This window comes from Oceanobacillus oncorhynchi (assembly GCF_000821065.1).
GTDB lineage: Bacteria > Bacillota > Bacilli > Bacillales > Amphibacillaceae > Oceanobacillus > Oceanobacillus oncorhynchi.
On record NZ_CDGG01000001.1, the window covers coordinates 1,637,976 to 1,650,363 of the forward strand.

Sequence of the window (12,388 nt, forward strand, 5' to 3'; positions counted from 1 at the left end):
ACCAAGATATCGACGATGAGGAGTTAATGGAAGAGGGTGTTGGCATTGTTGTGGTGGAACTAAAACGTGAACTTATCCGCGACAATCAATATGATAAAGCAATACATTTAATGGCGGTTATGTATATAATAAAATCGCTTAGCGGTATTTTGATGAAAAGAAATAAGGGCATCAAATTATCTGCATTAAGATGCTGGTTCCTGCCCACGTTGAATGGCTTGGAGTACAATTGAGCGACACCTTGCCATAACAGTAAATGCTGGAAGGGAAATTAAATTTCGTTTTAAAGAGTAAAAACACCTATAAATAACATATACTAAGTATGTGTTATTTATAGGTGTTTTTACTGTGAACTCAAATATATAAAGAAAAATAATTGAATTAACTTTATTAAATTATATACTTAGTATATAATGTTTTTGAGGACAGGAGGAATTAAAACATGATTAAGGTCAGGAACCTAAAAAAGGAATTTATACAAGGGCAAGAAAGAACGGAAGTGTTGAAAAATGTGGATTTGAACGTTGAAGAAGGAGAATTTGTGGCTATAATGGGACCTAGCGGTTCTGGGAAAAGTACATTACTCCAACTCCTAGGTGGTCTCGATATACCAACTGAAGGAGATATATTAATAAATCAAAATCATTTAAGTAACATGACGGAAAAAGAAAGAACCATATTCCGTAGAAAGTATATAGGTTTTATTTTTCAAAATTACCAACTGCTACCTACATTAAATGTAAAGGAAAATATAGCTTTCCCTCTACATGCAGATGGCAGCTTAACGAAAGAGAAGAACCAAATGATTTTAGAATTACTTGATGCTGTAGGACTGAAAGGGCTTGGCCGGAAACATGTTAATTTACTTAGTGGTGGTCAACAACAACGAGTAGCTATAGCTAGAGCGCTAGTCAACAATCCTTCCGTTTTATTAGCTGACGAGCCAACAGGAAATTTAGATAGAAATAAAGCAGAGGAAATTCTCGGATTAATATCAAGATTCAACCGAGAAAGCAATCAAACAGTCATCATGGTTACACATGATATTTTCGCAGCTGGGTTTGCAGATCGAATTATTCTTTTTAAAGATGGAGTTATTGATCAAGTCATCTCTAGAAAGGAAGATGATTATGCTAAATATGTGGCGAATTTCATGGCGTAACATAACACAAAATAAAAAACGATTTTTCATTTCAATGCTGGGGATTATTTTAGGGATATCGTTTGTCACATCCATGCTGATTGCCGACAAAACAACAAATGATGTTTTCGATTATTACGAACAAATGTATGTGGCAAATGCGGATTACTGGGTTCTAAGTGATGAACATACTTATTCTGAAGATGCGGTTTCCTCCATTTTGGCGAATCCAGATGTAACGGAAACAATGTTTGCGCTTGACAAGCAAGCTTTCTTTGAACTTGAGGGAGATCAAACCTTAAATCAACGGTCCGTACGAATTACAGGTGTAAATAACCAAAATAGTTCTTTACTAAAACTTCCTGTTATCGACGGGGATTTAGATAATGAAGGGTTGGTGATACCAGACGTTGTTGCAAATCTGTTAAATAAAAAAGTAGGAGATACAATTAGGTTTACCGATTTGGGAGAAGCTAAGGTTTCCGCTATTGTTGAATATACGCAACTGCTTGCAAGTCCGAGTGATTGGGAAGGTGCTGAGTCAAATAACTTCCGAATCATGGCTCCACTTGATTTGTTAAGAGATTGGACTGGTATGGATAACGAGCTTTCCTATGTAAGATTTCAAATAAATGGAGAAGGGGAGGAACTTTTCCAATCTCTCCAGAACGAATTTGGTAATTCAAATGTATACATACAGCCAGTTGTCGCAGATGATCTGCAAAGTAATGATATTGGAGGACTTTATACATTTTTTTACTTAATTGCTGGGCTATCGATTTTTATCAGCGGATTCATCGTTTTTAATATGATTTATACAAGCGTTATGGAGCGGAAAAAGGAATTTGCGATAATGAAGAGTCTTGGTTATCTTCAAAGTTCTGTTTCTAGACTTATTCTTATTGAAGTAATACTTTTAGCATTAATTGGTACAGCTATTGGAGTTCCTATAGGAATTTGGCTTGGGGATATATTTATGCAAACGTTGCTGGGCGTGTTTGAGTTTGATATGGTTTACACATTAAATTGGAAAATGCCTACATTCATATCTGTAGTAATTGGGATTCTGTTTCCTGTTGTCTTTTCTTTATTTCCTATTTACAATGCTGGGAAAACTTCGGTCTTAATGACATTAAAAATGGGAAATCAAACGTATTCATCGACAAGGCAATTTGTGCTGAGAGTTGTTGTGGGGGGCGGCTTACTTTCTTTTATATTTATTGATCACTCTGCCTCTTATTTAGCTATATTAATAAGTGTTATTCTGTTGTTTCCATTACTTTTACTGGTGCTGAAGCGAATACTTAAACCGGTTTTGAAGGTGTTCTTCGGTTATCCTGGCAATCTTGCAGCCCAAAACCTTACACAACAATTAAATCGAAATGCCAATACTGCTGCCATTCTTGCTGTTGGGATAGCGGTGATATTATTACTAAGCGCTGTTATAGAATCTGCTCCTGAAGGTTATGAAAATGAAATCAGGGATACGTATGGAGGTGACCTCAGAGTTACATCAGAAGCGCCTTGGACTAATCAGGACAGAACAAAACTGCTATCTTATGATTCTGTTGCCAAGGCTGAACCGTTAACAGAAGCTGCACCAATTACATGGGAAACAATCGATGGAGAGAAGAAACAGTTTTCCGTTTTTGCTGTAGATAAAGAAGGACCTGCCTTGTTTGAGAGTTCTAAAAAAGAGAATTTATATAATGACCTAACTAAGGAACCTTCTATTCTCCTTGGTGAAAGAGCTTTTGATGAATGGGGCGGAAATGTGGGAGAATATATTTCCATTAATACACCATCAGGCAAACAACAACTTGAAGTTATTGACGTGGTGAAAACATCGAATTACTCAGGTTATGTCGCATTTATGAATGAGAATCATTTAAACAATGAATTTGGTTGGGCGAATAGTTTTGACATGCTTTTAACTTTACTTGACGGATATAATGGTGAGCAATTACGTGATCAATTATGGCTGGATTTCAGCAATCATCTCTCAAAAGTGGAAACTGTAGAAGATGAAATTAAATCAACTACTTCAGCATTATCTGGTATGAACGAGTTAATCCTAATCATGTTAGTTTTAATCATCGGGCTAGCAAGTATTGGTACAGCTAACACGTTATTAATGAACACTTTGGAGCGCGCACCGGAGATAGGAACGATGCGAGCGCTTGGATTTACAAAACAGCAGGTTAAAAAGATGATAGTTGGAGAAGGATTTCTTATTGGATTATCAGGGGTCATTGGAGGTATACTTTCAGGTGTGGTTTTACTTTATGTCACTAGTCAATCCGAACTTTTGGGAGGATTTATATCTTTTCAACTACCTTTGAGAAATATTATACTGGCACTGATTGCTGGAATTTCACTAAGCCTTTTTGCTGCTTGGATTTCTAGTGCTACAGCAAGTAAAATCAATATTATATCATCACTCAAAAAAGGTTGAGCAATTATGTCAGTTAAGTACGGAATATTAACATTACTATATTCACAAAAAAATCACGGGTATGAATTAAAATTAGAACTAGAATCCCTTCTAGGAACGAAAGGGAAAATTAATGCTGGTCAAATTTATACGACTCTGGATCGTCTCATCCGTGATCAACTTGTCTTATCTGTAGGAATGGATGACCAAGAAAGAAAACTTTATGAAATAACTGCGGAAGGAAAAAAAGAATTGGAAAATTGGATGCTGGAACCAGTGCCCTATCATTCTACGAAAGACGACTTTCATTTTAAATGGAGCTGTGCTCGTAAGGTTGGTTTCGAACAGGAAAAGGAGATGCTCGAACAGCAAAAAGCGATGATAATGAAAAATGTCATGGAATTGACTAAATTAAAAACGGATTTTCTTTTGCAAGGAGACGAGAATAGGTATTTATTAATCACTGGTACTCTTTTACATTTAGAAGCAGATTTAAATTGGATTCATCAAGTGGAAAATCGGAATCAATCATAATTCTGGACAAATGTTTTCTCTTTAAGTACGTATCTCACAAAAGAAGGATGGCACAAACCAAGTCAAAAATAACCTGAAGTAAATTTAAGCTTGTTTTATCTATAATCAAGATTGATTGCAGAACAACACAGGTAGAAAATGATCAAACTTTATTTCAAATCTACAAAAGCTGGATTCAATAGTAATTCAGTCTTTTTGTACTCTGCAGCCCTCTTATGATAATATTATCATGGACAAAATAAAAAAGAAGCAGTATCGATGACTGCTTTAACATATAGGATAAGTATATAATGCCTTATCCATCCATAAATGAGAGGATTGAAATGGAGAAATGACTAATAATTTTTGGCGTGATTTACCACGACCGTTTTTTATATTGGCGCCGATGGAGGATGTAACGGATGTTGTTTTTCGTCACGTTGTAGCTGAAGCAGGCCGCCCGGATGTCTTTTTTACAGAGTTTACAAATACGGAGAGCTATTGTCATCCAGAGGGCATTTATAGTGTGCGCGGGCGTTTGACTTTTACCGAGGACGAACAGCCGATGGTTGCCCATATATGGGGGGACAAGCCGGATAATTTTCGTGAGATGAGCATTGGAATGGCGGAAATGGGCTATAAAGGCATAGACCTTAATATGGGATGTCCTGTGCCGAATGTGGCTTCCAAAGGAAAGGGAAGCGGATTGATTCTTCGTCCGGAAGTAGCAGCGGAGATCATCCAGGCTGCCAAAGCTGGCGGAATCCCTGTCAGTGTGAAAACGCGACTTGGTTATTCAAATATAGATGAATGGCGTGACTGGCTGAAGCACGTGTTTGAGCAGGATATAGCGAATCTTTCCATCCACCTGCGTACGAGAAAAGAAATGAGTAAGGTCGATGCGCACTGGGAATTGATTGGAGAAATCAAGAAGCTTCGTGATGAGATTGCACCTGATACGATGTTAACCATCAATGGAGATATACCGGACCGGGAAGCAGGCTTGAAGCTTGTTGAAGAATTTGGTGTCGATGGGGTGATGATTGGACGGGGAATTTTTAAAAATCCATTCGCATTCGAAAAAGAGCCGCGGGAGCACAGCAGTCAGGAATTGCTGGATTTGTTACGATTGCAGCTGGATCTGCATGATAAATATTCAGAGCAGGAGCCGCGCGCCTTCAAACCATTGCGCCGATTCTTTAAAATTTACGTGCGGGGATTCCGGGGAGCCGGTGAATTAAGAAATCAATTGATGCATACCGAAACAACGGATGAAGTTCGAAAGTTGCTGGACGCGTTTCATTTGGAAACAGAAGACGCAGTGACGGAACAGTAAAAGGGAGGCTATACCATGGCTAATCATCGTATCTACACAATGACTTTTGCAAGTGTATATCCGCATTATGTAAACAAAGCAGAGAGAAAAGACCGTACCAAAGAAGAAGTCGATGAGATTATTACTTGGCTGACAGGTTACAGTCAAGAAGAAATGGAAGCGCAAATTGAAAAAGAGGTAACCTTTGAGACTTTCTTTGCAGAAGCTCCGCGGATGAACGATTCCCGCTCCCTGATCAAAGGCGTCATTTGCGGTGTGCGTGTAGAGGATATAGAAGAGCCGCTGATGCAGGAAATCCGTTATTTGGATAAGCTTATTGATGAATTGGCAAAAGGGAAGAAGATGGAGAAGATATTGAGGGAATAAAGATTGAAATGGAGAGACACGGATTCAATGAAAGGAGAATCAGTGTCTTTGGTTTGTCAATAAAATGCTATTATAAATTGTATTAAGAGTTAATAGGTGTGCTAATGAAATCATTTTTTGTTAATAAAGAAGATACTCTCTTAAAATTCATAATTACAAATATATATTGACAACGCTTACAAACGGGTTTTTAATTGAAATTAAAGTTAATGAAAAAGAGATGAGAATTGGAGAAGGCTCACTAGATGGTCTGAATTAGAAAGGATCGGTTTTAGTGTATCTTTTTTTATTATTTTTATGAAGGAGGAAATGAATATGGGACTGCATGAGATATCATTTACGTCATTTAGTGAGCAGGATACGATTAAGGGGTGGATTTATACACCAATTCGTAAATCAAAAGGAATTATACAGCTGGTGCATGGATTCGGAGAGCATTCCAGAAGATATTTGCATATGATTTTAAGGTTAAATGAAGAAGGTTTTATTGTAGCTTGTGATGACCATATTGGTCATGGAAAAACAGCATTTGATTCTGGTAATTGGGAGAATTGGGGAGAGAAAGGATATATGACGATGGTGGAAGATGAACACCAATTACGTCGAATGGTACAAGAGAGATTCCCTCATCTGCCATTTTTCTTATTTGGTCATAGTATGGGTTCGATGATTGTTAGAAATTATCTAACTAAATATGGTGAAGGAGTGGAAGGTGCTATATTATGTGGCACATCGGGTGTTTTACCGACTGCCGCTGAGTTGAGTATAGAGTTGAAAAACCGAATTGATGCAGGTGAGGGGGACCAAGTGGATGCAGAGGCGCTGGGTAAGTTATTGGGCTGGATGACAGATCGGATAGATCAACCGAATACAGCGAATGATTGGATCAGTGGAGATCCGGATATTGTAGCTGATCATGCCAATGATCCATTTAATAACTTCACATCGCCTCCTAATATCCGGTCTTTATATGATTTTGTACAAATGATGGAGCAGATTGTTGGAACAGAGTGGGCAGAGAATGTCCCTATCTCCATAGCTATATATAATATTGCTGGTGATCAGGATCCAGTCGGTTTATATGGAGAAGGGGTTTATGCTGTATCCAATTGGTTAGCAGAGACAGGCCATACGGTAAAAACAAAACTGTACAGTGGTTATCGCCACGAAATTCACAACTATCGAGATATTCGAGAAGAAGTGGAAGATGGCATTGTCGATTTTATAGAAGGCGTAATAAATAAAGGAGTAATGTAAATATAACAATTAAAGTTGTTCAGCATTCTCGGTAGGTATATTGTCATAATATATTTCCGAGGTTAGAATGCCAGCGTTAAATAAAATGATTTTTCAAAGGATTATCTTATTTAACGCTTGCTTTTCGGCTTTTTTAATATCCTCTTTTATATAGCGCATCTTAATAAAAAGGCTTTACGCTATCTGCTTACTCTACCCATCAGTATTTTCCATATAAGTAATGGATACTTTTAAATTAGCATTTTTTTCGCGAATATGATCTAATAGTTCTTTATCATGCACTTCATTTTTCATACGGATAGCATAAGTATACAAAATCATTGTTCCGAGATTAGTAGTTTCAACCTGTCGTAATGAAGAACTTAGTGTATACTCAGCAAGTAGATCATGCATCAGATTTTCATAATTTAAGTTTTCCGGTACAGTTACCTTTAAAATTTGTGTATCTTTTCCTTTTCCATATTCAAATTTGTAAAGCAAGTAAAGTACTAAACAAGCAAATAAGGTAAGTATGATCGCTAAATCAAATCGAAAAAGCCCACATGTCATGCCTGCGCAAAGACCGAAGAAAATATACGCAATATCTTTCACATTGGTGACCGCACTTCTGAATCGAATCAGTGAAAAAATAGCAAATAGTCCAAACGCAACTCCGGCATTATCACTAACAACGTTCATAACGACAGAGACAATAATGCTCAAAATAATAATAGTGTGTACGAAGGATTGTGCATAACGTTCGCCTGTAAATGTGATTATGTAAACCTTCGTAATAACTAGGCTCAATAAAGTTGATATGACCAATGCAAGTAAAATCATATAAATGCTGGATGGTTCACTTGCTTGTAAATCGAATATTTTATTCATAAAATCCATTCTATATTCCTCCTGTTTATACAACTTCTCTTTCAATTTTACCTGGCAGTTGATTTCTCTGCAGCAATTCCATACTGGTACAGTATTTAGATGCACTTCGCTGTTCGCATTGAAGGGCCTGTAAAATACGGGTTAACCATAATGGAACACTATCATTTACTTTGACTTCCAATACAACTAGATTGCAATCAATAAAGTACTCTCCATCAGAACCGTGTTCCAGAAGCAAATCATCATTGCGACAGCGTAGATTAAAATCAAATGTAATACGCAACTCAGGGTTGTCTATTCCGTGAAGTGCATGGCGATCATAACTAACAACCATTTCCGGTTTTAGTCCGTATAATGTTCGAAAGTGATCAATTTCACGAAGTACTTGCGAATTAGATGTATGAAAGTCATTTAAATGTTTTTTATCTCCTTTTTCAAGATAGTGATATGCTTCTTTTAACGGAAGTAACATCCTTCGTTTGTTGACCACATTGTTATGTTTTTGCTTCATCTCAAAAAAAGCTGACTTCTCAATACCAGTTTCATTATAGGTGCGTAGGCGAAGTTTTTGCCGGAAAGCCAATTTATTCTTTGTTTCAAAATAAATTTTGTGATCATCGCTATCAAAATATAAGCTGCTGACAACATATCTTCCATCTACACCCAATTTATCTGACCGCATATAGGGCATTATTTGTTCCAGCAAGAGCGAATATTGTTCTAACGTAATCAGATATTTTTGCTCTCTTCTTTTGAAAATCTCTATTGCCAATTTTTTCACCTCCATTCCATACAACATCTTAAATGAAACGGATAAGATGATGATTACAATTTGATTAGAAAACGGTGAGAATATAAAATTTCATAATTCTTTACTGGAAAAGCTATTATACAGAAACGGTTTTATTCGGCTTTGAGAGGATTGGTACTTGGAGTCTTTAATTCAAATATTATCAGCTTATAAACTGAATGTTATTATTTAAAGGTGTTGATTGAAGAGAGACAACCAAATGAAAATATGGATAAATGGTTTAAAATGACTGGGGATAGAGAGGATAGATGCCCAAGCAAACAGTACTTACATTATTTAAAAAAATGGGAAGTTGGTTAAACGTATCTAAATGGGCAGAACATTCCTTTAACCAGGAAAGGTGAATATGGATGCATCAACTATTCGCTAATTATCTCAACGTTAAAATCTGAGAAATGACGCATGATTGAATTGTTCTCTGTTCAACCATGCGTCATTAGAATATAATTATTTTTTTCGAGACTTGATAAATCCGTCCACAGCATCCCACACTAAACCGACAATAAACAGAATAAGGATCCAGAACGTGGATTGATTCCAAATCATGGTTACCGTATTAAATGTTTCAGAACCAGCCGTAACCACTCCGGCTTCTGCCAATTGATTCATAAATTCAGGATTCCAAAAATCAGGCCCGCTAATCATAAATAGTACTGCTGCCATCGATACGACATTTACAATTGTTGTATAAGCAGCTAACCTATACGTCCATTCCCCGGCGACGAGCTTCAGGCATTCTTTGATAATTCCAGATCCGAATATGAGAACAATGAACAATAAATAGGAGCCATAGGTCTGTTCATTTAAAAATGGAACAACACCGTTAAATTCATCCTGAAATACCCAAATTCCAAAGAACTCATTCGAAAAGGCGAGAAATACAATGATAATCGTGTAGAAAATAATTCCGATAATCGACTCACTGCGTTTGATTTGTCTCTTTTCATCTGGAATGGGAGGTAAGTCTGCAGGCTTCCATTCCTTCCCGATTAAATCTTTTTGTTTCATTCCACCGTACAGCTCACCAATAGCAAACCAAAATGTCGTCCAGCCGAAAGCCTGTGGAAGTTCTGTAACGGCAGAAACAATCATATCAATAAAATGATCTAAAATAGACATCGGCTCTAAAATAGTTTGGATGATAAATACAATACCTATCAAAGAACTTATAACAATGAGAACAATCTTAACTACTAAAATATAGGTATCAAAAAGCTCTGGGCCGATGATATATTTCTTTTTCCCTCGATATTTATCAGCTAATGACCTTGGACTGCCCAGCTCCAGCAGGATTTCTTCTACATCGTTTTCTCTTCTGTTCCCTTGCCCGGATCGTTCCTCCAGCATATCCTCAATTAGCCCGCGCAGCTCAATAGCAATATCTTCACGCTGGGATTGAGGCAGCTTTTGCGTAACTGCATAAATATACCGGTTAATCATCTCCATTTTCGTCACCTCTCTTATTTTCTATTACCTGATCCATGCTGGCAGCAATGTTCTTCCATTCAACAACCAGTAAATCAAAGACTTCTTTTCCTGTTTTACTCAGTACGTAATATTTCCTCGGTCTCGATTCATTCGTGTCCCATGTACTATCTAAGAGTCCCTGTTTTTCCAGTCTCCTCAGCAGTGGATATAATGTGCCAGGTTCAACGTGTATTCCTTTTTCATGAAGCATTGTCACGAGAGAATAACCATACTGCGGCTCTGAGAGCTGGCTTAATGCACCTATTGTAATGGTTCCTCTTCTCAATTCCTGCATGATTTTATCTAAATGTTCATTTGCATCCGCCATGTTATCAACTCCTACTTTCATTATAGTGTATGACACACACTATTGTAAAGTGCATATTAAAGTTTGATACAAAATATTTTATTATAGATAATCCCTTATGAACACTGATAAAAGGATGTTTCGTTTAAGAAGGTGATTCCGAATTGCACGAAAAGTGATATATTGTAAGAAGATTTGGTATAATTTAATTAGACAAATTTGTATTATCATCACCATTCAAAATAACAGAAAAATAGGAGGATACGCTTTGGAATTTAAAACAGACAGGTTACTTATTAGACCATTTAATGTGGACGATTTAGAGGATGTATTTCATATTTATCATAACGAAGCCACCTGTAAATATCTGTTGCATGAGAAGTGGACCGATGAAAATAAACAAGAGGAATTTCATAATAAGCTGGAGAATAATGTGCTTACAAAAGAAACTGCTTTAAATTTAGCAGTGGTAAGTGGCAATAAGGTGATTGGTGATTTATCTGTATGGTATACAGAGATGAAAGGTACGGTTGAAATTGGTTACAGCTTTTCTCAAGAAGCTTCGGGAAAAGGCTATGCAACTGAAGCTGTGCGTGGTTTAGTGGAAAGACTGTTTAACACATTTGATGTGCATCGTATCCAGGCAAATCTGGATGCGAGAAATGAAGCATCGCAAAAATTATGTGAGCGTATAGGGATGAGGAAAGAAGCGCATTTTATACAGGATTTTTGGAATAAGGGTGAATGGACAGATAGCATTGTGTACGGAATGCTTTATTCAGATTTAGATGAAAAGCAGGTTTGATAGTCCTTTTCATTTGGAGGAAAAGACAAATTTTTTGTTACGGGAAGTATGTATGAATAATCCGTTTGAAAAATTAGAAGAGAGGTGCTTTAATGGATAGTCCTATCCTCAAACAGATTGGAACCGTGTTTATCCCGGTAAGTGATATCGAAAAAGCAAGAGACTGGTATTGTGATATTTTAGGATTACATGCAGATGGAGAAATCCTTTTTGGTCATCTTTATGTTATCCCTATGAAGGGCGCGGGAATTGTGTTGGATAGTAAAATATACGCAAAGGATAAAACTTTTAAAACACCGGCATTTCACCTGAATACTAATAATATTGAAGAAGCATTTCAATATATGAAAGATAAACAGGTGCATTTGCTTACAGAGATAGAGCATCATCATTATTTTAATTTTAAAGATCCGGACGGGAATATCCTGATGATTAGTAAATGTTAATTCCAAAAAGCAAACTGCCCTTTGAAAAGAGCGGTTTGCTTTATTTTTTTATATTGAAATGGCGCATCATAATCCGATTCATTTTATAAATTTCAGGAGCTTTTCCTTTATCGGAGCGCAGCTGTCTGTTAATGCTGGTCTGTTTTCTGTGCTTATGCTGACTTAAAGCCTTTCTTAATAACATTCACTAGGGAGCCGGCTGCTCCTGTGATTGCGCCTATTACGATGCCGGTTGTGACGCTGCTGAAGAATGCAAATGTACGAGCAATAATATTTACTGCTGACTGTGGCAGGTCACTTAAGTTACCGCCAAATTGAATAGGTGTGTCTAAAGCAGTAGTCCAAAGAATTTGGTGAACGATTGCTAAAAATATCCCGTAGAAAAACCCAATGAGTAATAAAGATAAAAAGGGTTTTTCCACCTTTTTTAAAACAATAAACAGAATCCATATAATAATCGGTGCAAAGACCAAGATGCTGTTAATCCAACTTCCCTCCTCCACCATGGATAAATCGTGTAAAACGACGCGGGGAACGCCTAACAGAGAAAGCAATAGTAAAGTAAGCACCGGTATACCTAAATAATCATTTATTTTATGAATGGTCATCAAATAAGCTCCTTTCTATTTTGTTATCAT

Annotated in this window: 14 protein-coding genes; 9 read left to right on the forward strand and 5 right to left on the reverse strand. The window is 36.9% G+C overall.

Annotated elements, in window-relative coordinates:
- The first annotated feature begins 26 nt into the window (after window positions 1-26).
- From BN997_RS07775 to BN997_RS07805, 7 genes are all read left to right on the forward strand, one after another.
- Entirely contained in the window at window positions 27-233 is a 207-nt protein-coding gene (locus BN997_RS07775; protein ID WP_042531117.1) for a hypothetical protein, read from the forward strand.
- A gap of 209 nt (window positions 234-442) precedes the next feature.
- Window positions 443-1,162 carry an ABC transporter ATP-binding protein gene (locus BN997_RS07780; protein ID WP_042531119.1) on the forward strand — a complete coding sequence of 240 codons (720 nt, stop codon included), beginning with the start codon at window positions 443-445 and terminating at the stop codon, window positions 1,160-1,162.
- On the forward strand, window positions 1,131-3,596 hold the full coding sequence (locus tag BN997_RS07785) for an ABC transporter permease (protein ID WP_042531121.1): 2,466 nt from the start codon (window positions 1,131-1,133) through the stop codon (window positions 3,594-3,596). Before BN997_RS07780 ends, BN997_RS07785 begins: the two co-directional genes overlap by 32 nt.
- A gap of 6 nt (window positions 3,597-3,602) precedes the next feature.
- Window positions 3,603-4,109, forward strand: a complete 507-nt coding sequence (locus BN997_RS07790; protein ID WP_042531123.1) for a PadR family transcriptional regulator — start codon at window positions 3,603-3,605, stop codon at window positions 4,107-4,109.
- Window positions 4,110-4,440: 331 nt separating this feature from the next.
- Complete coding sequence (locus tag BN997_RS07795; RefSeq protein ID WP_042531124.1) at window positions 4,441-5,424, forward strand: tRNA dihydrouridine synthase; 984 nt, start codon at window positions 4,441-4,443, stop codon at window positions 5,422-5,424.
- A gap of 15 nt (window positions 5,425-5,439) precedes the next feature.
- Window positions 5,440-5,790, forward strand: coding sequence for a DUF2200 domain-containing protein (locus BN997_RS07800; protein WP_042531126.1), 351 nt, complete (start codon window positions 5,440-5,442; stop codon window positions 5,788-5,790).
- Window positions 5,791-6,105: 315 nt separating this feature from the next.
- Entirely contained in the window at window positions 6,106-7,047 is a 942-nt protein-coding gene (locus BN997_RS07805) for an alpha/beta fold hydrolase (protein WP_042531128.1), read from the forward strand.
- Window positions 7,048-7,239: 192 nt separating this feature from the next.
- Here the strand turns inward: BN997_RS07805 and BN997_RS07810 are convergent, their stop codons facing one another.
- The 4 genes from BN997_RS07810 to BN997_RS07825 all read right to left on the reverse strand — a co-directional run bounded on the left by BN997_RS07810 (window position 7,240) and on the right by BN997_RS07825 (window position 10,520).
- Window positions 7,240-7,923, reverse strand: coding sequence for a DUF4956 domain-containing protein (locus tag BN997_RS07810; RefSeq protein WP_139089043.1), 684 nt, complete (start codon window positions 7,921-7,923; stop codon window positions 7,240-7,242).
- 16 nt (window positions 7,924-7,939) lie between these two features.
- Entirely contained in the window at window positions 7,940-8,695 is a 756-nt protein-coding gene (locus BN997_RS07815; protein ID WP_244882419.1) for a polyphosphate polymerase domain-containing protein, read from the reverse strand.
- A 477-nt stretch (window positions 8,696-9,172) separates the two neighbouring features.
- Entirely contained in the window at window positions 9,173-10,171 is a 999-nt protein-coding gene (locus BN997_RS07820) for an HAAS signaling domain-containing protein (protein WP_042531132.1), read from the reverse strand.
- Complete coding sequence (locus BN997_RS07825) at window positions 10,158-10,520, reverse strand: PadR family transcriptional regulator (protein WP_042531134.1); 363 nt, start codon at window positions 10,518-10,520, stop codon at window positions 10,158-10,160. The genes BN997_RS07820 and BN997_RS07825 overlap by 14 nt, the downstream gene beginning before the upstream one ends.
- A 247-nt stretch (window positions 10,521-10,767) precedes the next feature.
- On the opposite strand from BN997_RS07825, the gene BN997_RS07830 reads away from it, so the two are divergent.
- Entirely contained in the window at window positions 10,768-11,304 is a 537-nt protein-coding gene (locus BN997_RS07830; protein WP_042531136.1) for a GNAT family N-acetyltransferase, read from the forward strand.
- A gap of 92 nt (window positions 11,305-11,396) precedes the next feature.
- A complete protein-coding gene (locus tag BN997_RS07835) occupies window positions 11,397-11,750 on the forward strand; it encodes a VOC family protein (RefSeq protein WP_042531138.1) in 354 nt (117 codons plus the stop codon).
- A gap of 152 nt (window positions 11,751-11,902) precedes the next feature.
- On the opposite strand, the gene BN997_RS07840 is transcribed toward BN997_RS07835, so the two are convergent.
- Window positions 11,903-12,358 (reverse strand): hypothetical protein, encoded by a 456-nt coding sequence (locus BN997_RS07840; RefSeq protein WP_042531140.1) that lies wholly within the window; start codon window positions 12,356-12,358, stop codon window positions 11,903-11,905.
- Between the last annotated feature and the right edge of the window lie 30 nt (window positions 12,359-12,388).